Source organism: Nitratireductor kimnyeongensis, from assembly GCF_019891395.1.
GTDB lineage: Bacteria > Pseudomonadota > Alphaproteobacteria > Rhizobiales > Rhizobiaceae > Nitratireductor > Nitratireductor kimnyeongensis.
Window position 1 is genome coordinate 2,722,207 of record NZ_CP078143.1, and the last position, 23,715, is coordinate 2,745,921.

The 23,715-nt window shown below is 60.2% G+C and carries 25 protein-coding genes; 15 read left to right on the forward strand and 10 right to left on the reverse strand.

The features are described from left to right. Positions 1 to 65 precede the first annotated feature (65 nt). The 7 genes from hmgA (at position 66) to KW403_RS13050 (ending at position 6,048) form a co-directional block, all read left to right on the forward strand. Positions 66 to 1,379, forward strand: coding sequence for a homogentisate 1,2-dioxygenase (gene hmgA / locus KW403_RS13020; protein WP_223019895.1), 1,314 nt, complete (start codon positions 66 to 68; stop codon positions 1,377 to 1,379). A 91-nt stretch (positions 1,380 to 1,470) separates the two neighbouring features. Then, positions 1,471 to 2,487: a fumarylacetoacetate hydrolase family protein gene (locus KW403_RS13025; protein ID WP_223019896.1), complete on the forward strand. Its 1,017-nt coding sequence runs from the start codon at positions 1,471 to 1,473 to the stop codon at positions 2,485 to 2,487. A 3-nt stretch (positions 2,488 to 2,490) separates the two neighbouring features. Further along, positions 2,491 to 2,826 carry a hypothetical protein gene (locus tag KW403_RS13030; protein ID WP_223019897.1) on the forward strand — a complete coding sequence of 112 codons (336 nt, stop codon included), beginning with the start codon at positions 2,491 to 2,493 and terminating at the stop codon, positions 2,824 to 2,826. A 24-nt stretch (positions 2,827 to 2,850) separates the two neighbouring features. After that, positions 2,851 to 3,801, forward strand: coding sequence for an MBL fold metallo-hydrolase (locus tag KW403_RS13035; protein ID WP_223019898.1), 951 nt, complete (start codon positions 2,851 to 2,853; stop codon positions 3,799 to 3,801). Between the two features lie 21 nt (positions 3,802 to 3,822). Then, on the forward strand, positions 3,823 to 4,164 hold the full coding sequence (locus KW403_RS13040; protein WP_223019899.1) for a hypothetical protein: 342 nt from the start codon (positions 3,823 to 3,825) through the stop codon (positions 4,162 to 4,164). A 67-nt stretch (positions 4,165 to 4,231) separates the two neighbouring features. Continuing rightward, a complete protein-coding gene (locus KW403_RS13045; RefSeq protein WP_223019900.1) occupies positions 4,232 to 5,848 on the forward strand; it encodes an FAD-dependent oxidoreductase in 1,617 nt (538 codons plus the stop codon). A gap of 2 nt (positions 5,849 to 5,850) precedes the next feature. Next, on the forward strand, positions 5,851 to 6,048 hold the full coding sequence (locus KW403_RS13050) for a DUF2783 domain-containing protein (protein ID WP_223019901.1): 198 nt from the start codon (positions 5,851 to 5,853) through the stop codon (positions 6,046 to 6,048). A gap of 34 nt (positions 6,049 to 6,082) precedes the next feature. On the opposite strand, the gene KW403_RS13055 is transcribed toward KW403_RS13050, so the two are convergent. The 3 genes from KW403_RS13055 to hppD all read right to left on the reverse strand — a co-directional run bounded on the left by KW403_RS13055 (position 6,083) and on the right by hppD (position 9,432). Further along, a complete protein-coding gene (locus tag KW403_RS13055; protein WP_223019902.1) occupies positions 6,083 to 6,478 on the reverse strand; it encodes a c-type cytochrome in 396 nt (131 codons plus the stop codon). A 25-nt stretch (positions 6,479 to 6,503) separates the two neighbouring features. Continuing rightward, positions 6,504 to 8,102, reverse strand: a complete 1,599-nt coding sequence (locus KW403_RS13060) for a flavin monoamine oxidase family protein (protein ID WP_223019903.1) — start codon at positions 8,100 to 8,102, stop codon at positions 6,504 to 6,506. A gap of 217 nt (positions 8,103 to 8,319) precedes the next feature. Then, positions 8,320 to 9,432, reverse strand: coding sequence for a 4-hydroxyphenylpyruvate dioxygenase (gene hppD, locus KW403_RS13065; protein ID WP_223019904.1), 1,113 nt, complete (start codon positions 9,430 to 9,432; stop codon positions 8,320 to 8,322). 146 nt (positions 9,433 to 9,578) lie between these two features. Here hppD and KW403_RS13070 point away from each other — a divergent pair, with 146 nt between their 5' ends. The 4 genes from KW403_RS13070 (at position 9,579) to KW403_RS13085 (ending at position 13,440) form a co-directional block, all read left to right on the forward strand. Continuing rightward, the gene (locus KW403_RS13070) at positions 9,579 to 10,046 is read left to right on the forward strand and encodes an Lrp/AsnC family transcriptional regulator (RefSeq protein WP_223019905.1); all 468 of its coding nucleotides are present in this window, start codon (positions 9,579 to 9,581) and stop codon (positions 10,044 to 10,046) included. Positions 10,047 to 10,249: 203 nt separating this feature from the next. Beyond that, positions 10,250 to 11,299: a TRAP transporter substrate-binding protein gene (locus tag KW403_RS13075; RefSeq protein WP_223019906.1), complete on the forward strand. Its 1,050-nt coding sequence runs from the start codon at positions 10,250 to 10,252 to the stop codon at positions 11,297 to 11,299. Between the two features lie 291 nt (positions 11,300 to 11,590). Beyond that, positions 11,591 to 12,121 (forward strand): TRAP transporter small permease, encoded by a 531-nt coding sequence (locus KW403_RS13080; protein WP_223019907.1) that lies wholly within the window; start codon positions 11,591 to 11,593, stop codon positions 12,119 to 12,121. Beyond that, positions 12,118 to 13,440: a TRAP transporter large permease gene (locus KW403_RS13085; RefSeq protein WP_223019908.1), complete on the forward strand. Its 1,323-nt coding sequence runs from the start codon at positions 12,118 to 12,120 to the stop codon at positions 13,438 to 13,440. Before KW403_RS13080 ends, KW403_RS13085 begins: the two co-directional genes overlap by 4 nt. A gap of 67 nt (positions 13,441 to 13,507) precedes the next feature. On the opposite strand, the gene KW403_RS13090 is transcribed toward KW403_RS13085, so the two are convergent. The 7 genes from KW403_RS13090 to KW403_RS13120 form a co-directional block, all read right to left on the reverse strand. Beyond that, positions 13,508 to 13,846 carry a protein tyrosine phosphatase family protein gene (locus tag KW403_RS13090; protein ID WP_223019909.1) on the reverse strand — a complete coding sequence of 113 codons (339 nt, stop codon included), beginning with the start codon at positions 13,844 to 13,846 and terminating at the stop codon, positions 13,508 to 13,510. 21 nt (positions 13,847 to 13,867) lie between these two features. Then, positions 13,868 to 14,299, reverse strand: coding sequence for a DUF6691 family protein (locus KW403_RS13095; protein ID WP_223019910.1), 432 nt, complete (start codon positions 14,297 to 14,299; stop codon positions 13,868 to 13,870). A 3-nt stretch (positions 14,300 to 14,302) separates the two neighbouring features. Continuing rightward, positions 14,303 to 14,725: a YeeE/YedE family protein gene (locus KW403_RS13100; RefSeq protein ID WP_223019911.1), complete on the reverse strand. Its 423-nt coding sequence runs from the start codon at positions 14,723 to 14,725 to the stop codon at positions 14,303 to 14,305. A 104-nt stretch (positions 14,726 to 14,829) separates the two neighbouring features. Continuing rightward, positions 14,830 to 16,902 carry a 3-hydroxyacyl-CoA dehydrogenase NAD-binding domain-containing protein gene (locus KW403_RS13105; RefSeq protein ID WP_223019912.1) on the reverse strand — a complete coding sequence of 691 codons (2,073 nt, stop codon included), beginning with the start codon at positions 16,900 to 16,902 and terminating at the stop codon, positions 14,830 to 14,832. Between the two features lie 40 nt (positions 16,903 to 16,942). After that, complete coding sequence (gene pcaD / locus KW403_RS13110; RefSeq protein WP_223019913.1) at positions 16,943 to 17,740, reverse strand: 3-oxoadipate enol-lactonase; 798 nt, start codon at positions 17,738 to 17,740, stop codon at positions 16,943 to 16,945. 88 nt (positions 17,741 to 17,828) lie between these two features. Continuing rightward, positions 17,829 to 18,242, reverse strand: a complete 414-nt coding sequence (locus KW403_RS13115) for an OsmC family protein (protein WP_223019914.1) — start codon at positions 18,240 to 18,242, stop codon at positions 17,829 to 17,831. A gap of 392 nt (positions 18,243 to 18,634) precedes the next feature. After that, on the reverse strand, positions 18,635 to 19,231 hold the full coding sequence (locus KW403_RS13120; RefSeq protein ID WP_223019915.1) for a TetR/AcrR family transcriptional regulator: 597 nt from the start codon (positions 19,229 to 19,231) through the stop codon (positions 18,635 to 18,637). Positions 19,232 to 19,351: 120 nt separating this feature from the next. Between KW403_RS13120 and KW403_RS13125 the strand changes: the two genes are divergently transcribed. The 4 genes from KW403_RS13125 (at position 19,352) to glf (ending at position 23,686) form a co-directional block, all read left to right on the forward strand. Then, positions 19,352 to 20,302, forward strand: a complete 951-nt coding sequence (locus tag KW403_RS13125) for an SDR family oxidoreductase (RefSeq protein WP_223019916.1) — start codon at positions 19,352 to 19,354, stop codon at positions 20,300 to 20,302. A gap of 544 nt (positions 20,303 to 20,846) precedes the next feature. After that, positions 20,847 to 21,641, forward strand: a complete 795-nt coding sequence (locus KW403_RS13130; protein WP_246637776.1) for an ABC transporter permease — start codon at positions 20,847 to 20,849, stop codon at positions 21,639 to 21,641. Then, positions 21,638 to 22,363, forward strand: coding sequence for an ABC transporter ATP-binding protein (locus tag KW403_RS13135; RefSeq protein WP_223019917.1), 726 nt, complete (start codon positions 21,638 to 21,640; stop codon positions 22,361 to 22,363). The genes KW403_RS13130 and KW403_RS13135 overlap by 4 nt, the downstream gene beginning before the upstream one ends. Positions 22,364 to 22,540: 177 nt before the next feature. Next, positions 22,541 to 23,686, forward strand: coding sequence for a UDP-galactopyranose mutase (gene glf / locus KW403_RS13140; RefSeq protein WP_223019918.1), 1,146 nt, complete (start codon positions 22,541 to 22,543; stop codon positions 23,684 to 23,686). The last annotated feature ends 29 nt before the right edge of the window (positions 23,687 to 23,715 follow it).

A 23,715-nucleotide genomic window follows, 5' to 3' on the forward strand; every position in this document is an offset into this window, starting at 1 on the left:
GGTTACGGTTGCAACCAAAACTTGATGAGTCCCAAAGCTTGATGAGCCATTGCTTGGAGGATCGAATGACCGTGCAGTACATGCCGGGTTTCGGCAATGATTTCGAGACGGAGAGCCTGCCGGGCGCGCTGCCGCAGGGACAGAATTCGCCCCAGCGACCAGCCTATGGGCTTTATGCAGAGCAGCTGTCAGGTTCCCCGTTCACCGCCCCGCGCGGGACGAATGAACGCTCCTGGCTCTACCGCATTCGCCCCAGCGTGAAACATACCGGGCGCTTCAAGGCGGTCGATTTCGAGGCGTGGAAGTCCGCTCCCAATGTGAATGACCATCAGCTGGCGCTTGGTCAGCTGCGCTGGGATCCTACTCCCATCCCCAATGAGGAAACCGGTTTCATTGCCGGTGTGCGCACCATGACGACGGCGGGTGACGTGCAGGGGCAGGCGGGCATGGCCGCCCATATCTACGCCTTCAACACGTCGATGGTGGACGAATACTTCTTCAATGCCGATGGCGAATTGATGCTGGTACCGCAGGAAGGCGGTGTGCGGTTGAAGACCGAGATGGGTGTCATCGAGATCGAACCCGGTGAAATCGCCGTCATGCCGCGCGGCATGATCTTCCAGGTGGAACTGATGGACGGGCCGGCGCGCGGCTATATGTGCGAGAACTACGGCGCGAAATTCACCCTGCCGGATCGCGGTCCCATCGGTGCAAACTGTCTCGCAAACCCACGCGACTTCAAGACGCCGGTTGCCTGGTATGAGGAAAAGGAAAAGCCCTGCCGGTTGTTCGTCAAATGGTGCGGTCAGTTTCATGTGACCGAGATCGGCCATTCACCACTCGACGTGGTGGCCTGGCACGGCAACTACGCGCCCTACAAATATGACCTTTCCACCTTCTCGCCGGTTGGGGCGATTCTGTTCGACCATCCCGACCCTTCGATCTTCACGGTGCTGACGGCCCCCTCGGGCGAAGAGGGAACCGCCAATATCGACTTCGTGATCTTCCCGCCGCGCTGGATGGTGGCAGAGCACACATTCCGCCCGCCCTGGTATCACCGAAACATCATGAGCGAGTTCATGGGGCTGATCAAAGGCCAGTATGATGCCAAGGAAGAGGGCTTCCTGCCGGGCGGTGCCTCACTGCACAACATAATGCTGCCGCACGGGCCGGACGCTTTCGGTTTCGAGAAGGCGAGCCAAGGGGAACTGAAGCCGGTCAAGCTGGAAGAGACCATGGCATTCATGTTCGAGACGCGCTTTCCCCAGCATCTCACGCGCTATGCCGCCGAGACGGACACGCTGCAGGAAAACTATATCGACTGCTGGAAGGATCTGAAGAAGCGTTTCAACGGCACGCCGGAAGGCGACTGGTCCTGATCGACCGGAGCGCTCGCAGACGGTATGATCGGCGTCGGTCCGGTGGGCCTGCGCCGATTGCGCGTCTTCCCCAACGCATAAAGGACATTGCATGAAACTCGCCACGCTCAAGAACGGAACGCGCGACGGCAAGCTGGTCGTCGTCTCTCGCGACCTGACACATTGCACGGATGCATCCTTCCTCGCCCCGACGTTGCAGGCGGCACTGGACGACTGGGCGCGCATCGCACCGCATCTGGCAGCCCTTTCCGAAAGCCTGGAGCACGGTTCGGTGCCTGCGGAACGTTTTCACGAGCATGATGCGCATTCACCATTGCCGCGCGCCTATCAGTGGGCGGATGGCTCGGCATACGTCAATCACGTGGAACTGGTGCGCAAGGCACGTGGGGCGGAGATGCCAGCGAGCTTCTGGGAGGATCCGCTCATGTATCAGGGCGGGTCCGATGCGTTTCTGGCACCACGCGACCCCATTCGCATGGCCGACGAGGCCTGGGGCATCGACATGGAAGGGGAAATCGCCGTCATCGTCGATGACGTGCCGATGGGTGCAACGCTGGAACAGGCGCGAGAAGCCATTCGGCTTGTCATGCTGGTGAACGACGTGTCGTTGCGCGGGCTGATCCCGGGAGAACTCGGCAAGGGCTTTGGCTTCTTCCAGTCGAAGCCGTCCTCGGCCTTCTCGCCAGTTGCGGTGACGCCCGAAGAACTCGGCGATGCCTGGGATGGCGGCAAGGTCTCTCTGCCGCTATGCGTCGATTATAACGGTAAACCCTTTGGCCGTGCCGATGCCGGTGTCGACATGACCTTCGACTTTCCCACGCTGATTGCCCATGCCGCCAAGACCCGCCCGCTATGCGCCGGTACGATCATCGGTTCGGGCACGGTTTCCAACAAGCTGGATGGTGGCCCGGGCAAACCGGTCGAGGAAGGCGGTGTCGGTTACTCCTGTATTGCCGAAATCCGCATGATCGAGACGATAACACACGGTAAACCGAAGACGCCTTTCTTGCGCTTTGGCGATACGGTGCGTATCGAGATGAAAGACAGTGGGGGCCATTCCATCTTCGGTGCGATCGAACAACGCGTCGAGGAATATCAGGAGCCCTAAAGAATGGCACTGACCCCTCTCAAGCGCACGGCGCTTATTTTCGCGGTATTCAATCTTGTCGGGATTTCCATCCTGGCGTGGTTGTTGAAGTCGGTTTTTGACGCGCTTTACACCACCGCGCCTCAATGGCTGGGCATCACGTTGTCCTTCATCTTCGTGGTAACCGTCATTGGCGTGAATGTATGGCTGTCGAGGCGTGCATACCGGATCGACAGCGGTTCGATATTGACCCGCCTGATGATCGCCTGGACGCTGATTTCGGCGGTGTCCGCAGTCGTGTTCAGCGCGCTTGATCCCTGGAACATCCTGAAATCCCTGGCAGTCATCGTCGGGGCATAGTGTAGTCAACGAGAAAGGCGCGTAATGGCCAAAGAGTTCGCATCCGCAGGTGACCTGACAGAAAAGACCATTTCGTTTGATGAAATCGGTCGGGATATTTGGGCCTTCACAGCCGAGGGTGATCCCAATTCGGGCATCATTATCGGCGACGAGTCGGTGATGGTGATAGAGGCGCAGGCCACGCCGAGGCTTGCTGAAAAGGTGATCGAGAAGGTGCGATCTGTCACCGACAAGCCGATCAGCCATCTGGTACTGACGCATTATCACGCGGTGCGCGTTCTCGGGGCTTCCGCCTACAAGGCGCCAACCATCATCATGAGCGACAAGGCGCGCTCCATGGTGGTGGAGCGGGGCAAGGAAGATTGGGACTCGGAGTTCGTGCGTTTCCCCCGCCTTTTTCAGGGGCATGAATCGATCCCCGGCCTGACCTGGCCGACGACGACCTTTTCCAGCTCGATGACGGTGTATCTCGGCAAGCGCCGTGTGGACCTCATGTTCCTCGGACGGGCGCACACGGCGGGCGACATCGTGGCCTTCGTGCCCGACGCCAATGTGATGTTCACCGGCGATATCGTGGAGCATCACTCGGCCTGCTATTGCGGCGACGGGCATTTCCACGATTGGCCGACGACGCTGGAGGAAATCCGCGCCTTCGATCTCGACGCCATCGCGCCCGGACGCGGCGGCGCGCTGGTGGGGCAGGGCATGGTCAACGAGGCACTGGATCTGACCAGCGATTTCGTCATGTCCACCTATCAGCCGGTGGCGCGCGTGGCGCAGGGCGGCGGCACGCTGAAGGAAGCGTGGGACGCCTGCCGTGCGGTGTGCGATCCGAAATTCTCCGATTATGCGATCTATGAGCACTGCCTGCCCTTCAACGTGGCGCGGGCCTATGACGAGGCGCTCGGCATCGACACGCCGCGCATCTGGACGGCAGAGCGCGACCGTCAGATGTGGGAGGCATTGCAGGGCTGATTGCCGGCCCGGGAGGACGCAGTGAACGGGTTCTGGATTGGCGCAGCGTTTCTGATCGGCCTCGGGCTTGTGGCAGCAGGCTGGTGGGGACTTCTGCGGCTTTCCTTCCTAATGGAGAAGCAGCGTTTTGGCTGGAACGATGAGGAAGCACTCACGCGGTTTCTCTCCATGCGCCGGTCCCCGGATAAGCGCGGCGACAAACACATGCGCGCTTATATCCGGGGCGAGTTGCACTCGTTTGCAGAAGGGATCGGGGCCGGGCTGCGCTATCGATTGTCGCGCTTGATGGTGCGCGTTGGTTACGGGCTTCTGATCGTCGCCACCGGCTTGTGGTTTGCCGGAACCGTGACAGCGCTGTGGTGAACGAAAGAAACAGGGTTTGGAGCTGCTCCTCCTGAGAGGAATGGCTGCGAAGGGAGGGTGAATTTCAATGCCGCGTTACGCGTACAACCCCTTTCCATACATGAAGCCTCCGGAACTCGCCGGCGGGCATGTGGGTCAATATCCGGTGGTCATTGTCGGCGCGGGGCCCGTGGGGCTGGCGGCAGCAATCGACCTGGCGCAGCGCGGCATCTCCGTGGTCGTGCTGGACGACAACGATGTCGTGTCGCTCGGCAGCCGCGCCATCTGTTGGTCCAAACGCACGCTGGAGATTTTCGACCGGCTGGGCGTGGGCGAGCGCATGGTGGAGAAGGGCGTGACCTGGCAGGTCGGGCGGCTTTTTCACCGCGACCGGGAGGTCTGGAATTTCGATCTTCTGCCGGAGGAAGGGCACAAGATGCCCGCCTTCATCAACCTGCAGCAATACTATGTCGAGCAATATCTGGTGGAGCGCGCGGGCGAATTGTCCGACAGGATCGATCTGCGCTGGAAAAACCGGGTGGTGGGGCTGGAACAGACGGGAGGCGATGTGCGGCTTCGTGTGAAGACGCCGGACGGCAGGTATGAACTGGATGCCACCTGGGTGATCGCCTGCGATGGTGCGCGCTCGCCCGTGCGCTCCATGATGGGGCTCGACTTTGGGGGGCAGGTCTTCGAGGAGCGCTTTCTGATCGCCGATGTGGAGATGAAGGCGGATTTCCCTTCCGAGCGCTGGTTCTGGTTCGAGCCGCCCTTTCACAATGGGCAGTCCGCGCTTCTGCACAAACAGCCGGACGATATTTACCGTATCGACCTTCAGCTTGGCCCGGATGCCGATCCGGATGAGGAAAAAAAGCCGGAGAATGTCATTCCGCGCATCGAGAAGGTGATCGGGCATTCCAAGTTCGAGCTCGACTGGGTGTCGGTCTACACCTTCCAGTGCCGCAGGCTGGAGCGGTTCGTGCACAACCGCGTGATCTTTGCAGGCGATAGCGCGCATATCGTTTCGCCCTTCGGCGCGCGCGGCGGCAATGGCGGCATTCAGGACATCGACAATCTCGGCTGGAAGCTGGCGCTGGTGGTCAAGGGGGAGGCACCGGCCTCGCTGATCGCCACCTATGACGAGGAACGTATTCTGGGCGCGGATGAAAATATTCTGCATTCGGCGCGGTCGACCTCGTTCATGACGCCGAAGACCGAGATGGAGAGCATCTTCCGCGACAGTGTTCTGGCCCTTTCAGCAGAACACGATTTCGCCCGGCGGCTGGTGAACTCGGGCAGGCTTTCCAAGCCGTGTTCGCTGGAGGGATGCCGGCTTCAGACAGAATGGGAGGGCGAGGGGTCGCTTGCGCCGGGCATGGCGCTTTCCGATGCCCCGGTACGGGCAGGTGGAAAGCCTTCCTGGCTGCTCGGTGAGACGGGTGGTGGCTTCGTGCTTCTGGCCGTCGGCTGCGAGCCGCCGATCGGTCTTCCGGCGGGGCTGCATGTGGTGCAGGTAACAAAGCCCGGTGGGATGGCCGTGGAAGGCGTGGCGCATGTCGAGGATTGCGAGGGCGCGGTGGCTAATCGCTACGGATCAAGGCGGCTCTATCTGGTGCGACCGGACCAGCATGTGGCGGCGATCTTCGAGAGGCCCGACGCGCATGAGATCGCGGGGGCCATGACCCGGGCGATGGGAAGGGAGTGACAATGGTCAGGAGCGAGATCGGCCGAGACCAGCTGGGACCGGCAGGCGATGATTTCTATGCGGCACTGATGGAAGCGCATGAAGGGCTGAGCTTTGAGGAAAGCGCTCGGCTCAACGCGAAACTCGTGTTGCTGCTCGCCAATCAGGTGGGCGATATAGAGGTGATCCAAGCCGTCTTGGAGGCGGCGCGGGAGAAATAGGCGAAGGGGATGGATTGACGCTCGCCGTCAGCCATCAGGGCCAGGGCGGGGCGATCTGATCCACATTGACCTCTCCGGAATAATCATTGCCGAAATTGGTTCTGATATAGGTGACCACATCGGCGATTTGCTGATCGCTGAGCAGGTTCTCCATGGCCGGCATGGCTTTCTGCCCGCTTTTGATAACGAATATCGCATATTCCGGATGTTCGAGGTTTTTGTTGTCGGCCAGCGATGGGTAGCGGCCTGCGCCGCTCGCGCCCTTGCCGTCGGACATATGACACCCCTGACAGATGGCCTTGTAGACATTTTCACCGCCAGTAACGGTTATCTTCTCACTGTCGCCGAAGAGTGCGGCTTCCTCGCTATGCGCTGGCGGCACAAAGAATATGGAAGCGGCGATGCAAAGCGCTTTGCCTTTCACTGGCATGGCAGGCTCCTTCTCAACCGGGGGATCAACCGCTCATGACCCGGGCGTGCAAGCGGGAAATCGCATCGAGCCCTGAAAGAATGGCACCTTCCTGCCATCCTGGCAGATAGGAGAGGTGCTCGCCGGCCATCAGGGTACGCCCATCCAAGGCGGTCGCGCGGCTGTAGTCTGCCTCCCTGTCGTCCCAGACACCGTAACAACCCAGCGCCCAAGGCACCCTATACCATGCGACACTTGCGCCGTTGGAGAACTCCTTGCGGTATTGCGGGTGGATCGTCGCGCCATATTCGAGAGCCTTGTTGATGCGCTCCTCGGGCGTCATAGAGGTGAAGTGATAGGCTGCTGTATCCCAATTGTAACCACCGACCAGAACACCTTTCCCGGTGGAAAGATAATCGCTCGACGGATAGCCGATCAGTGCGATGGGAAGATCCGTGTAGGAGATGCCGCCGTAGATCTGCTCGTCCTCTTCCCAGAAACGCCGGTTGAACTCGAGACCGATCTTGACGGAACCGGCATATTGAACCTTGTCGATCACGCTTTTTACCCCGTCTGAGAAATTGCTCTCGATCTGCCCGAGTATGGAAAAGGGAATGGTGCAGATGCACCAGTCGGCGCGTGTTTCCAGAGGCTCTCCTTCAATGCCGGTGTCCTGGCCGGTGTCCTGATAGATGACGGTGACGCCGGTCTCATCCTGCTTGATGGAGGTGACCTTCGCATTGTAGCGGATCAGATCCTTGATCTCCCGTTCGAACGCCTGGGCGATCATGTCCATTCCGCCGACCGGCTGAAACATGGTTTCCTGATGATCGACCGTTTCCGCTACTCCCAGCCATCTCCACAGGCCTGATTGAAGAATGTCGCCCGGCGCGATCGGATCGGAGGGGATAGGATTTGGTTTCGCTCCCCCGCCTGGCCATGTCTGAAAACCGCGAAATTCGCTGGTGTGCTGGCTTTTGACGTAGCCAAAGTCCTGGTCGAGCATTCCGCTGGTGCGCAGGGCTTCGAGAAGCTTCTCCTTGTCTTCCTCGCTGACCATTTCGTCGAGATTGCCTTGATTGACGGCTTTCGCGAGGAGCTCGGTGGTGTGCCCACGAAAATCCGTCGCGATCTCCCGAAACCGCTGGGGTTTGCCGCCAAACGCGGCGGTGGAGTGGAGAAAGGCGTTGTGATTTTTCTGAATGAAAGGTTCGAGCTTGACGCCGAGGCGCCGGCAGTAATCCAGAATGGCGTGATGATGGTGGGGAATGCGCCAAGGCCCCGGATTGAAATAATTGCCCTTGGCATATCCGATCTCCTGACGAAAATCGCCAAGCTCGGTATAGGTGTCGCCACCACGTAGGGTCCAGCACCGGCCGCCTGCCTTCTCCCGGTATTCAAGCAGCTCGACTTCATAGCCGGCCGCCCGTAATTCGAGCGCTGCGACCATTCCGGCCAGACCGGCACCGAGAATGAGAACCTTCACAGTCCCGGGGTCGCCCTGGAGCTTGATCGGGCCTTGGTAGGGAGATGGCTGGGCATGTCCGAGCGTCGTCATTGCCTGATAGAGGGCGGCGCTGCCAGCGGCCGCGCCGATCATCGTCAGGAGATCGCGGCGTGACACCTGTCCTAATGCCCGTAGCATGATGTTGCGCTCCTTACCTTTCCGGCCAGGAGGCATCATCGCGCCGTCCGCCGCGTCAAAAAAGGTAATATTGAGTAAAGGTTTTGAACGATTTCATGTTTTTTATAGGAGCAATCATGGTTGCGCGGTGTATTTCGCCTGTATTTAAGATAGTCGGCAAATAAAAAGGCCGTCCAAGACGGCCTTTCCATTTCCTTCTCCGCAATCTCCGGGTGATTTAACCGGCGGCGTCGACCTTGATCACGCCACGGCGGATCTGATCTTCCTCGATGCTCTCGAACAGGGCGCGGAAATTGCCTTCTCCAAAACCTTCATCGCCCTTGCGCTGGATGAACTCGAAGAAGATCGGGCCGATGACGGTTTTTGAAAAGATCTGCAGGAGGATCTTGGTCATACCGCCGTTCACCACGCCTTCACCGTCGATCAGGATACCATGCTTTTTCATGCGCTCGATGGGCTCGTCATGGCCCTGCACACGGTCGAAGCTCTTCTCGTAGTAGACTTCCGGTGGGCCGGGCATGAATTTGAGCCCATTGTCGGCGAGCCGGTCGGTGGCGTCGTAGATGCCATCAGTGCCCACCGCTATGTGCTGGATGCCTTCACCTTTGTACTTCTTCAGATATTCGACGATCTGGCTCGTGTCGTCCTTGGATTCGTTGAGCGGAATGCGGATCTTGCCGCAAGGCGACGTGATCGCACGGGAGACGAGGCCGGTGATGCGACCGTCAATGTCGAAATAGTGGATCTGCGAGAAGCCGAAAAGCTCGCGGTAAAAGTCCCACCATTTGTCCATATTGCCGCGATAGACATTGTGGGTGAGGTGATCGAGATAATAGAATCCGACCCCTTTCGGGCGCGGATTTTTCTCGCCAAGCCATTCGAATTCGGCGTCGTAGGCAGAGCCTTTGTCGCCATAGGTGTCGATGAAGTAGATGAGAGAGCCGCCTATACCGACGATGGCCGGCACATCGAGTGCCTTGTCGTCGCCCTGGTAAGGCTCCGCACCCTTGGAAACGGCATGATCGAAGGCATGTTTTGCATCGACCACGCGCCAGGCCATGGAGGGCGCACAGGGGCCGTGATCCTCGACGAAACGCATGGCATGGCTGCCCGGTTCAGCGTTCAGAATGTAGTTGATGTCGCCCTGACGCCAGACGGAGATTTTCTTCGTTCTGTGGCGGGCAACCTCAATGTAGCCCATCTTCGTGAACAGGTCGGCGAGTTTGTCCGGCTCCGAATGAGCGAATTCGACGAATTCGAACCCGTCGGTTCCGGCCGGGTTCTCATTGCCGATCTTCGGCGGCGGTGCATCGTGGGGGAACGGACCCATGGTTTCAATCCTCCTCATATGGGAATGGCTGGACGTGATGGAACGTCATGCAAGCATTTTACGCCTCGGGCTCCGCAAGTGGCTTGCATTCTGGGTCACGTTTTGTGAGAAGAGTGCAAATATCATGCATGATAGAGGAGTATTGCATGGCCGATGCGCGTGTTGATGGATATGACCGCAAGATATTATCCCTCTTGCAGGTGGATGCGCGGCTGACCAACAATGATTTGTCGGAGCGCGTGAACCTGTCGCCTTCGCAATGTTCCCGCCGCCGGCAAAGACTTGAGGAAGAGGGCTATATTCGTGGCTATGCGGCCATGCTCGACCGGGACAGGCTCGGTTTTCCACTCGTCAACATCATCACTGTGACGCTTGCAACGCACAACCCCGACAATGCTCGACGTTTTGGCGAATTGCTCACCCGCCTGCCCGAAGTGCAGGAAGCCCACGCGCTGACGGGTGAAATGGACTATATCCTCAAAGTGGTGACACCCGACCTGAAATCGCTTTCGGCCTTCGTCAATGGCGTGCTCCTGCCACATGACTCGGTGCAGCATGTGAAGAGCGCCATCGTGCTGGAAACCCTCAAGGAGACAGGCGCACTGCCGCTCTGATTTTTTTGTTACGAATATGTCGATCTGCTCCCCTTTATTGTTACATAATTTCCGCTAAAGTCTCGGTGGACGGGAGACGGGATTCCAGTGGATACTCGGCTCTCCGGTGAACGCGCGGGGCTGGGAGAGGCTGAACGCGGTGTCGCCAACGAACATTGAGCGCCATTATCGGCGTTTCGGGACATGCAATCGGGAGGAGAAGCATGAAACCATTTTCCGTTAGAAAACTGGCCCTCGCGGCCGCCGTTGCGGCAACCGGGCTTATCGGGGCCTCAGCCTCGTCATTTGCGCAGGAGGTGACGCTCAGGCTGCACCAGTTCCTGCCGCCGCAGGCGAATGTCCCCAAACTCGTGCTCGACCCCTGGGCCGACAAGGTGGAGCAGGAATCGGGCGGGCGCATCAAGATCGAGCGCTATCCCGCCATGCAGCTCGGCGGTACACCACCGCAGCTCTACGACCAGGCGCGTGACGGTATCGTGGACATCGTCTGGACGCTGCCTGGCTCCAATCCGGGCCGATTTCCCTCCACGGAAGTGTTTGAGCTTCCCTTCATGATGACGAATGCAGAGGCGACATCGCGCGCATACTGGGACCTGTTCGAAAAACACATGAAGGACACCGAGTTCAAGGACACGCATGTGCTGGGTGTCTGGGTTCACGGGCCCGGCATGTTGCACTCAAAGGAGCCGATCGAGACACTCGACGATCTGAAGGGCATGAAGGTTCGCGCACCCACGCGCATCATCAATTCGCTGCTCGGTCAGCTTGGCGCGACGCCTGTCGGCATGCCAGTGCCGCAGATCACGGAGGCGCTTTCCAAGGGCGTGATTGATGGCTGCGTGATCCCCTGGGAAGTCACGCCGGCGCTGAAAGTGCCCGAGCTGGTTTCAAACCACACGGAGTTCGGTGGCGAGCACGCGCTCTACACGACGACCTTTGTGCTTGCGATGAACAAGGCGAAATATGACAGCCTTCCGGATGACCTGAAGAAAGTCATAGACGACAATTCCGGGCAGGAATTTGCGGCTTTTGCCGGCAAGACGCAGGCCGGTGCGGACGTGCCAAGCCGTCAGATCGCCGTAGATCGCGGCAACAACATCATCGAGATCAGCGCTGAAGACACCGAGACCTGGAAAGAGGCGGCGGCCCCTGTCTACGACCAGTGGGTGGCCGAGATGAAGGAAAAAGGGATCGACGGTCAGATGCTGATCGACGAGGCCCGTGCCCTGATCGACAAATACACCAATCAGTGAAGCTGATCCTGACAGGAATGACGGGGCGGGCTGCAAGGCCTGCCCCTTTTTTGAAACAAGCCAGGGCATTTCGCAAAAAGGTGGAAACACCTGACGCCCGAACACATGCGGGAAACCAACCGATGGAGCGGAGCGACGTTTCCGTGAGACGGTCAACCGCTCTATTGTGTGGGGACCTTGGCTTGCGAAGGCGGCAACCGCTGGCGTAACGTTTTTGCGCCTGTGGAAACAATGAAGCAGGCAGGAAGCCATGGGTCGTTACAGAGGACGCAACAGGGGACGGGACGAGGCATGAGACTATCGATCATCGTTGTCTGGCTGGCCAGGGTGATGGCCATTCTGGGCGGCATCGTCCTGGCTGCGGTCATCATCATGACCGTGGCAAGCATCACCGGTCGGGCGCTGGTGCGTTTCGGGCTTGGACCCGTACCTGGCGATTTTGAGCTGGTTCAGGCCGGTGTCGGCTTCGCGGTATTCGCGTTCCTGCCCTGGTGCCAGCTCAATCGAGGCCATGCCACGGTGGACATTTTCACCACCTTCCTGCCGAACAGCGTGAACCACATCATTGATCTCCTGACGGAGTTCATTATGACGCTGGTTCTGGTTCTGATTGCCCTCCAGCTCTATTACGGCATGCTCGACAAGCTGAGCTACAACGAGACCACTTTCATCCTTCAGTTCCCGCTCTGGTGGCCCTATGCGGCCTGTCTCGCGGCGGCGGTCATTGCGGTGGTTGTTTCGTTCTACATGATCCTCGTGCGTTATCGCGAACTGAAGGTCGGCACACCGATGCCGGAGCCCGGACAGGGGAGCGTCCATTGACCAATCTCGAAATCGGCCTCTGGTCCTTCCCGCTTCTCCTTCTTCTCATTTTTCTGCGCCTCCCCATTGGGCTCGCGATGCTGTTGTGCGGCCTTGGCGGAAGTTGGATCGTGTTTGGCAATGTGACGCCTGTGCTGGCCAAGCTGAAAAACGAAACCTATTCGACCTTTTCCGGATATTCACTCTCGATCGTGCCGCTGTTCCTGCTGATGGGGCAGTTCGCAACGCTGGGCGGGATGTCGCGGGCGCTGTTCAAGGCGGCTGAGACGTGGATGGGGCACAAGCGCGGCGGCGTGGCCATGGCGGCGGTGGGCGCCTGTGCCGGTTTCGGAGCGATCTGCGGTTCGTCACTTGCAACGGCGGCAACCATGAGCCAGGTGGCTCTGCCGGAATTGCGCCGCTACGGCTATTCCGGTGCGCTGGCCACGGGAACGCTTGCCGCCGGCGGCACGCTCGGCATTCTCATCCCGCCATCGGTTATTCTCGTCATCTATGCGATCCTGACCGAACAGAACATCGCCAAGCTTTTCGTGGCCGCTTTCGTGCCCGGCGTGCTGGCAGCGTTCGGCTACATGCTGGCGATTTCGATCTATGTGCGGCTTTGGCCGGATTCGGCTGGAACGCGCGAACGTGCGCCCTATTCGGAACGGATGCGGGCGCTGCTTGATGTGTGGCCGGTTCTGGTCGTGTTTCTGGCGGTCGTCGGCGGCATTTATCTTGGCGTCTTCACACCGACGGAAGGCGCTGCCGTGGGTGCGGCCGGCACCGGGCTGATCGCGTTGGTGAATGGCGGGCTGACCCGCGAGACCTTCGTGGAATCCATCCTCGCCACAGCGACCGCCACCGCGATGATCTTTTTCATCGTGCTGGGTGCGGGTTTCTACAATTCGTTTCTGGCGCTGGCACAGGTGCCGCAGCAGATGGCGGCTTTCGTGAGCGAGCAGGGCTACAGCCCATGGATGGTGCTGACGCTGATCCTGCTGCTTTATCTCGTGTTCGGCTGCGTGATGGACTCCCTGTCGATGATCCTGCTCACCATTCCGATCTTCTTCCCCATCGTGACGGTTCTCGATTTCGGGCTGGGGGCGGAGGAGTTTGCCATCTGGTTCGGCATCCTCGTTCTGATCGTGGTGGAGGTAGGGCTGATCACGCCGCCTGTGGGGATGAACCTGTTCGTGCTCAACTCGATGGCGAAGGATACGCCAATTTCTGCGACCTATCGCGGCGTGATGCCCTTCGTGATCAGCGACATTCTGCGCGTGGCGCTTCTGACGCTCTTCCCGGCGATCTCGCTGTTCCTGATGCGCTGGCTTTACTGACAGCGCATCGGAGGTTCGCTTGGGCCGATGGGATGCTTGATTGCCACTCCGAGTGGCTTCATAGCGGTTAGAGACCGCGCTCCTGGATGATGCCGTAAAGATTGGCCGAGCGCGTGCCGCTACGGCAATAGGCAAAGACGGGCCCTGGCAGTTCCTTGAGGGCTGTGGCCATGTCGGTCACATCATCGAGCGTCATGGCGCCGGAGACGACCGGCACATGGCGGAATGACAGACCGGCCTCTTCGGCAGCTTTTGAAATGCTCTCGACCGTGGGCTGTCCGGCGTCCTCGCCATCGGGCCTGTTGCAGACGATGCTTTTGTACCCAGCCTGCTTGATGGCGGCGACGTCTTCCACGGCGATCTGCGGTGAAACCGCGTAATCGTCAGAGATCTTTTTGATGTCCATGATGGTCCTCACTGTGTGTCGTTATCCGGCGGCAAAGAAGCGCCGTTTGAGGGATTTGGCAACGAGAATACCGGCAATGAGCGACGCCAGAAACATGACTGTCTCCGCATAACCGAGCCCAAGAGCCGGGATGGCAGCACCCGGGCAGAAGCCGGCAATGCCCCAGCCAATGCCGAAAACGGCTGCTCCGCCGATCAATTGCGGGTCGAGATCGCTTCGCGTCGGGAGTTGGAAGCGTTCAGCAAAGAACGGTTTTTCGCGCGCACCGAAGAGGAGGCGGTAGCCAAGCGCGGCCACCGCAAGGCCGCCGCCCATGACGAAGGCGAGGCTTGGATCCCATGTTCCTGCGACATCGAAGAAGTTCAGCACCTTTGCGGGGTTTATCATCCCTGAAAGCGCGATGCCGGCACCAAACAGAAGGCCGGCGACAAGGGCTGCCAGAAGCTGTTTCATCGATCAGCCTCCAATCACGTGACGAATGATGAACACTGTGACGAGGGCCGTGGCCATGAAGGTGGCAACCGCAGCGATGGAACGGATGGAACCGCGGGAAATTCCGCAGACGCCATGCCCGCTGGGGCATCCATTGCCGAACGTGACACCGATACCCACGAGGAACCCGCCAATGACGAGCGCGCTTGTCGAAACGGGAACCTGGAAGGGGATCGCCGTGCCGCTTATGATGAGGAACAGCGGTGCAGCTATGGCGCCCAGAACGAAAGCAGCGCGCCAGTGCCAGGCGTTTTCCTGTGGCGGCAGGAGGCCTGACAGAATGCCTGTCATGCCGGCAACTCGCCCGTTGAACGCCATCAGCACGACGGCGGCAAGGCCGATCAGCGCACCGCCGGCGAGCGAGGCTATGGGGGTGAACTCGGTCATATCTGCATCTCCGTCAACATGAACGCGAAGGCGGACTGAATATGGGGTCGCGCTCGCCTCATTGCCAAGGGGGGATGAGGGCGCAATTGCCCATGATCCTGCCCCTAGACGAGATCGCCGAAGCCACCGCCGGTCAGTGCGAGTTGGCGAAGGATGGGAGCGGGCTCGAAGACGGGATTGCCAGTCTTCCGGTGCCAGTGCTCCAGCCGCTCGACGATTGTCTTGATGCCGAAGCGCTCGGCCCAGAACATCGGCCCGCCCTTTGCGACCGGGAAGCCGTAGCCATTGACCCAGACGACATCGATGTCGGAGGCGCGGGCGGCAATGCGCTCTTCCAGGATCTTCGCGCCCTCGTTGATCATCGGGTAGAGCGTGCGCTCGGTGATCTCCTCCGCGCTGATCTCGCGGCGTTCGACGTCAAGTTCGGCTGCCTTCTTTTCGATGAGCTCCTGAACGAAGGGATCGGGTTTTGGCGTGCGGGAGCCTTCTTCATAGAGATAAAAGCCGCGGCATGTCTTCTGGCCGAAATGGCCTGCCTCACACAGCGTGTCGGCGATGGGGGCGGTGAGACCCTGCGACTGTCGGTGTTTCCAGCTGATGTCAAGACCGGCGAGGTCGACCATCTGAAACGGGCCCATGGGCCAGCCGAAATCGGTGAATACACGGTCGACCTGTTCGGGTGTTGCGCCGGAAAGAAGCAGGTCTTCGTTCTGTTCGCGCCGGGCGGCGAGCATACGGTTGCCGACAAAGCCATTGCACACACCGACGACGACGGGAACCTTGCCGATCTTTCGCGCGAGCGCGAGCGCCGTCTTGATGACATCAGCCGCTGTCGCTTCGCCGCGCACGATCTCCAGAAGTTTCATGACATGAGCGGGCGAGAAGAAATGCAGGCCGACCACATCCTGCGGCCGGCTCGTGGTGGCGGCAATCTCGTTGACATCGAGATAGGAGGTGTTCGAGGCGAGGATGGCACCCGGCTTCAGCACCCCGTCGAGCGCGGTGAAGACCTGGCGCTTGACCTCCATATCCTCGAACACGGCCTCGATGACGATGTCGCAGTCGGAAAGGTCCGCATAATCCGTGGTGCCGGAGATGCGCCCCGTGCGGGCTTCTTTCTCCTCTGCCGTTATGGATCCTCGCTTGAGCGATCCCGCATAGGTCTTCTCGACATGTGAAAGACCGCGCGCGATGGCATCTTCATTCATTTCCAGAATGGTGACGGGAATGCCGCCATTGGCAAGCGCCATGGCGATGCCCGCACCCATCGTGCCGGCGCCGATAACGCCGGCGCGCGCAATCTTTCGCTCCTCGGTCTCGCGCGGGATACCCGGCACGCGGGTCGCCTCGCGGGTGGCGAAGAAGAGATGGCGCTGGGCGGCGGATTCGGTGCTGTCGCGACGCTCCAGAAAGAGTTCACGTTCGCGGTCGAGTGCCGCGTCGAATTCCATGGTGATGGCATTTCGGACGGCTTCTGCCGCCGTGTGCGGCGCGGTGAGGCCGCGCGCCTTTTTCGTCGCAGCCTTCACGGCCTCATCGAAGGCGGCAAGGTCGATGGCGAGCTTTTCGTCACGGGCGCGTATATGGATGTGCGGCTTTTGCGATGCGGCCATGTCGCGGGCGAAGGCCACGGCCTCGCCCAGAAGGTCGTTTTCCGCCAGGCGGTCGACGGCGCCAAGGCGGAGCGCTTCATCCATGCCGATGGGCTTGCCGGAGACGATCATTTTCAGGGCGGCTTCGGGCCCGACCAGCCGGGGCAGGCGCACCGTGCCGCCGGCCCCGGGGATCAAGCCCAGATTGACCTCGGGCAGCCCGATCATCGCGGACCTGTCTGCAATGCGGTAATGGCAGCCGAGTGCCAATTCCAGCCCGCCGCCAAGTGCGGTGCCGTGTATGGCGGCGACGGTGGGTTTATCGACGCTTTCAAGCTTCTCGATCAGGTCGGGAAGGCTCGGCTCCTGCGGTGGTTTGCCGAACTCGGAAATGTCGGCACCGGCGATGAAGGTGCGACCCGCGCAGGCGATGACAATGGCCTGAACCGTATCGTCCGCATTCACCTCTGCAAGCGCATCGAAGAGTGGCGCGCGCAGGGCGTGGCCGAGTGCATTGACCGGTGGATTGTCGAGAGTGAGGACGGCAGTGCCATTGTCGCGGGTGATCGTTACGGTGTCGCTCATTCAGGATCCTCTTGTCATCGTAGATGCGGGGCGCGGCGGCTCAGGCGTCGGGTGTTGTTTCGCGCAGGAAATCTGCAATGAGGGCGGCCGTCGCCTCGGGTTGCTCGATGCAGGGCAGGTGGCCCGCATCCTTCACAATTTTGAGCCGGGCGCCCTCAACCAGACCCGCCAACTCCCGCACCAGATCGGGCGGCGTTGAGCCGTCCTGATCACCGACGATGCAGAGCGTGGGTAGTTTCAGGGCGCGGGTGGATTCGGTGAGATCGGCATCGCGCAGGGCTGAGCAGGTGCCCGCATAGCCGTCGACCGTGGTGCGCGTGAGCATGGCTGTGTAGCCGGTGAAGGCGGCATTCTCCGGTGCGCGGAAAGAAGGCGTGAACCAGCGTTCGAGAATGCCGTCAGCTATGGCTGCGATGCCTTTTTCGTTCACGGCTTCAATACGGCAGTTCCACAGATCATCATGGCCTATTTTATGGCCCGTGTCGCACAGAATGAGGCGGGAAACGAGATGCGGCCAGCGTGCGGCGAGCCCCTGGGCGATCATGCCGCCGACCGAGAGACCGACAATGGTCGCCCCGGTGATGTCGAGATGGTCAAGCAGGGCCGCGAGATCGTCGACGTGATCAGTCAGCGCATAGGGCTGGGGCGTGACTTCGGAAAGGCCATGGCCACGCTTGTCGTAGAGGACGATGCGGTAATCGGCCTCGAGCCGCTGGACCACGTCATCCCAGATGCGGAAGTCGGTGCCCAGCGAGTTGGAGAAAACAAGAACGGGCTTGCCGACCGTTCCGCACACTTCGTGATGAATGACGACGCCGTTCACGCGCGTGAAGTTCATGCACCTGCCTCCCTTGCATTGCCGCATAGCGGCTTCTGTATGGGAGAAGGGAAAGGCGTCGTCAATCGATCGGGGAATGGAATAGCAATCAGACAGCCATCTTCATGTTGACCGTGCCATTGAGCGAATTGGAGACCGTGCAGCGGGCCTTGGCACGCTTGATCAGCTCTTTGCCCTCTTCCTCGCCTGGCATGGTGTCGAGCGAGACGGTGGCGTCATAGCTCCCGATGCGGTCGGGCAGATCCTCAGCCTTCGTGCCGGAAACCTGGACAGACACCTGTCCGACATCGATCTTCATTTCCTGTGCGGCGTGATGGAAGGAAAGGGCAAGGCAGGCACCAAGCGCTGAAATCATGAAGTCGACCGGCGAACCCGCTTCTTCCGCTGACGGAGAGGTGATGGCGACAGTCTGCTTCGGCGCGGTGTCGACATGGATCACCTTGCCAGGCCCGATGGCGGTGGTGAAGGGGCCGTAGGTCTTTGCTTTGATGCGGATCGCCATGAGAAACTCCAGAAAGGCAATTCAGATCGCTCACATGTAGTGATGTGACGCGGTCGCGTCCAGCAACGGAGTCGCAGAGGCTGTCTTCTGGCTTTCGAACTGGATGTGTTCGGCGGAGCGTTGGAGACGACTGCCAGCATGCATGTGCAGAGGATTCCCAATCACGATTGGCTGGGAGAACGGTAAGGCAATCGGCGCCACCCGCGACCTGACATGACCGAGCACCGCAATCGACAAACCAACGAGATTATAGATTATTGGGTGCCCAAAATTTGGGGAGTGTCCGTGAAATGTGTTGGTCGGCTCTGCACGACGAATCAGTGACTTGGGCGAAGGTCGCTGACATTTCGCGAGTCCGCCATGCTGTTGTCCGGGCGCGAGGAGCGGGGAGGTCAGCGCTCTGGCAGGTAATGGGCCAGGAACATGTCCGTGCAGTCAGCGATAACGGCATCCGGGTCGACCTCGGTATCCGCCCCCATCAGGAACCGCGGCCAAACCAGGAAGTGCTTCACCATCGACAGCAGCTGGCCCGCGGCAAAGCCGGGCTCTGCCTCTCGCAAGGCGCCCGCCTGCATCGCCTCACCGATCAGCCCCGAGATCGGGCCGTCCTGCATCGCCGCCTTGGCGAAAAAGGCTTGCGCCAGTTCCTGATCGCGCAAGAGCTCCGACATGACCAGCCGATTCAGGCCCATATATTGCTCACCGGTCAGATGGCCGACATAGGCCCGCACCGCCCCGATCAATTGCTCGCGCAGCCGTGCGTCAGGCCGATAGCGCAGCTTAGGCATGGCCGCGATCTCCTCCAGCAGGATGTCGGTGATCGCGGCAAACAGCAGCTCCTTGCTCGCGAAATGCTTGTAAAGCGTGCGTTTCGACACCTCGGCGAGATCCGCAATCCGGTTCACGCGCGCGGCCGGGAAGCCCTGCTCGCGAAACTCCTGGACTGCGGCATCCAAAATATTTTTTCTTTTTTTATCAGTCAGTTTCATCGTTTTCGGCCCTGCGCGTCAGAATTTTGTAAACACAAAGGTTTACATTTTCCGCTGGCTTCACATATGTAAACAGCGAAGTTTACAAAAGCAAGCGCCGCAGCGCCATAGGATACACCGATGAAACATACCCGGTTCGGACCCAAGGGCTGGACGCCCGAGCGCCTCGGCAACCTTGCCGGAAAGACATTTGTCATCACCGGTGCGAATGCCGGTGCGGGCTTCCAGGCGGCGCGCATCCTGCTGAGCAAGGACGCGGAAGTGGTGATGCTGAACCGCAGCGCCGAGAAATCCGCCGCTGCCGTGAAGGAACTGAAACAGGAGTTCGGCGCCGCCGCGCCCGTGCGCTTTGTCCGCATGGACCTTGCGGAGCAGGCTTCCGTCCGCATGGCGGCTGAGGAGGTGCTGAAGACCACCCCGCGCATCGACGCGCTGATATGCAACGCCGCCATCGCACAGGTGCCGACCCGCAAGCTGACCGCTGACGGCTTCGAGAGCCAGCTCGGCACCAACCATTACGGCCACTTTACCCTGTGCGGGATGCTGTTCGATCGCATCGAGGCAACGAAGGGCCGGATCGTCGTCGTCGCCAGCCTCGGCTACAACATGGGACTGAAGACGATCCGCTTCGACGACATGAACTGGGACAAGGGCTATGGCGCAAACGCCGCCTACAGCCAAAGCAAGCTGGCGCAGATGATGTTTGCCTACGAGCTTCAGGACCGGGCGAAGGCCGCCGGCCGCAACGTCGAGGTCTATGTCTGCCACCCCGGCTCGTCCGCGACTTCGCTGATCTCGACCAGCGGCAGCCGGACGATGCGCCTCGTCTGGTGGCTGATGACCAAGACGCCAATGGTCCAGACCGCCGAACAGGGCGCCTATCCGGAGATCATGTGCGCGACGGAGGCGGCGCTTACCGAGCAGCGTGCGCTCTACGGTCCCACTGGGGCCCGGGAGTTCGTCGGCCCGGTCGGCCGCGGCACACTGAACGCCCACGCTCACGACAAGCCGGTCATGGTCGGGCTGTGGGAGCGGTCCGAGAAGGACACCGGGTTCTGCTGGGGCCTGTAAGGACTTCGTAATCCTGCCGACCCCGGACAGGGCAACTGATGAGGGCCGGGACCACAATGGGACGTCGCGATAGCGGCATCTTGGCGTTGGAATGCAGAACGTCATTGTTTCGAACATGCCAACACGCAGGCATCGGCTTTTGTCCCGGCCTGATGTTCGAGATCGAGTTGCGATCATTCTCGAAGCGCTTCTACCGCGGCGATCATGCCTGGTGAACACACGCATCGCCGAAACGAATGTCGCGCGGCTGCGCCGGATGACCTGTGAGCTTCTGCGGGGATTGTACTGTCCGAGACGTCCATAGGGGCTGGTCACCCCGGATCATAAGTTGTATGCGCTCGGCTCAACCAAAGCAGGGAACGCGGCTGGATTGCCAGTTGTACGTGTCAGCATGAACGCAAGTTTGCGGACAGACGAGAGCTGGATGGTTCGGTCTCAGGTTTCACACCGGTTGACCCCAGGCAGGTGGCATTCGCGCCAGCCTGGCTTTGTATGGCAGGCCGGCAATGCCTTGCTTATTGTTGTGTGAATGGGATCGGTGCGGATGACCTTGATTGAAATGCTCAAAGGGGCGCGCGAGGAGATCGCATCGGGCTTTCGGCGCTATCCGGTCTGGGTGGCCCTGGCCCGCGAGAGCATTGGCGATCAGCATCGCAGAACCACCCTGGGCCCGCTCTGGCTTGTGCTGAACTATTTTCTCTTCGCCGGCGCCTTTGTGGTCGTGTTCGGCCATAGCAACCAGATCGAGAATTTTCCGGCCTATGTGGCGACCGGGCTTTATGTCTGGCTGCTGATGTCGGAGGCCATCAACATGGCCGTGCCGCTTTTTCGGCGGGAAGCCAACTACATCCAGGGGACGACGCTGCCGCTGTTCGTCTATGTGATGCGCCTTGCGATGCAGACGGTGATTCGCGGTGCCTATTCCGGTGCGGGCTGGATCGTGCTCATGTTGTTTCTCGTCCAGCCCTCACTGGAGCAATGGCTGATGGCCTTTGCCGGGCTGGCCGTCATCGTGCTGGCGCTGCCGGCCGTCATCACGGTTTTTGCCCTGCTGGGCGCCTTTTTCCCGGATTTCGAGTTCATAACGAGCAATGTGATGCGGGTCGGCATGTTCCTGACGCCGATCTTCTGGATTCACGGCAATGATGGCGGGTTGCGGCAGATGCTTTATGAGTACAATCCCTTCACGCATTTCCTGGCCATTGTCCGCGAACCCATCATCAGCGGGGAGCTGCCGGTGATGGAGCTTGTCCTGTGTCTGGGGATCTCGGCCTTTGCCTGGGTCCTGGCATTCTTCCTGCTGGGGGCGTTGCGCAAGAAAGTGGTGTTTGTCGTATGACGGTTTCGATCAAGGCCCAATCGGTCGGGCTGCGCTATCGCATCCTGCGCCCGCTCACCCTGCGGCCGAAGGACAAGAGGCTTCTGAAAACGGGCGGGACGATCTCCGGCTCCGGCCGCCGCCAGCATGTGCAGGCGCTCGAGGATGTGAGCTTCGAGCTTTCTGCCGGTGACCGGCTGGGGCTTGTGGGCGCCAACGGGGCCGGCAAGACGACCCTGTTGAAAATGCTCTACGGCATCATGGAGCCGACCTCGGGAAGCTTGTCGATCTCGGGCCGTGTCGATGCGCTGTTCAACATCAATCTTGGTTTCAGGCCGGAAGCCACCGGCCGGCGCAACATCGAGCTGCGCGGGCTGATCAATGGCTGGACCCGGCGGCAGATCGAGGAGGCCATGCCGGAGATCATCGAATTCTCCGAGCTTGGCGATTTCATCGACATGCCCTTCAAGTCCTACAGCCAGGGCATGGCCGCGCGGCTGGCCTTCTCCGTGGCAACGACGCTGACACCTGAAATCCTGCTCATGGACGAGTGGATCGGCGCCGGCGACGCGGCCTTTCAGAAAAAGGCCGGCGAGCGGATGAACGCACTGACGGGGCAGGCGGGCATCGTCGTGCTGGCCAGCCACAATGACAAGCTGATCCAGCGGGTCTGCAACAAGGTTCTGGTGCTGGAAAAAGGGCGGGTAAAGAAATTCGCGCCGCTGGAGAAGAAACCCGCCTAGCGTGTAACGCGTCTGCCCGCAACGGCGCGTTGCCCGATGGGTGGTCACGAACAATTTCCGTCTGTAACCCTTGAGATACACGACATGGCGCGATAGGAAAAGCATCGGCTTTACTGCCATGCCCGGCAATGATTCTTTGTGCCGGAAAAACCGTTTCATCTATCAGGGGTAGCAAACGTGGATTTCAGTCAGTACGACCTGGTCATCGTCGGTGCGGGCTTTTTCGGAGCCACCATCGCGGAGCGGGCCGCAAACGAGCTTGGCCGTCGCGTTCTCGTCATCGACCGGCGCGATCACATCGGCGGCAATGCCTACACGCACACCTGCCCGCGCACGGGCATCGAGATCCACAAATATGGCGCGCATCTGTTTCACACGCCCAACAAGGTTGTGTGGGATTATCTGAACCGCTTCACCGCGTTCACGGATTATCGCCACCGCGTTTTCACCTCCTACAAGGGGCAGGCCTATATGATGCCGATCAATCTCGGCACGATCTGCCAGTTTTTCGGCCGCCGGATGAGCCCGGACGAGGCGCGCGCGCTGATCGCGGAGCAGGCAGGCGAGCTGGCCGGCCACGATCCGCAGAATCTCGAGGAAAAGGCAATCTCGCTTATCGGCCGTCCGCTCTACGAGGCGTTCATCCGCGGCTACACGGCCAAGCAATGGCAGACAGACCCGCGCGAGCTGCCGGCGTCGATCATCACCCGGCTGCCGGTGCGCTATACGTTCGACAATCGCTATTTCAACGACACGTATGAAGGCCTGCCGGTGGACGGCTATACGGCGATCTTCGAACGCATGCTCGACCATGAACGGATCGAGGTGCGCACGGGCATCGACTATTTCGAGATCCGCGAGCAGATCCCGGCGGGCACGCCGGTTGTCTATACCGGCCCCATCGACCGCTATTTCGGCTACCGCGCGGGCGAGCTGAAATGGCGCACCATCGATTTTGAGGAAGAGGTGCTCGACGTGGGCGACTTCCAGGGCACATCGGTGATGAATTATGCCGATGAGGACATTCCCTACACGCGCATTCTGGAGTTCCGCCACTTCAACCCCGAGCGCAACTACCAGACGGAAAAGACGGTGATCACGCGGGAATATTCCCGCTTTGCCGAGCGCCGCGACGAGCCCTACTATCCGATCAACACGGCGCAGGACAAGGAAACCTACCGGGCCTATCGTGAACTGGCGGATGCGGAAGAGAATGTGATCTTCGGCGGCCGCCTCGGCACCTATCGCTATCTCGACATGCACCAGGCGATCGGGGCTGCGCTGAAGTGCTTCGAGGCTGAGGTTGCGCCCCGGATGGTTTGAAGAACAAAATTTGTGGAATGGCGGTGTAA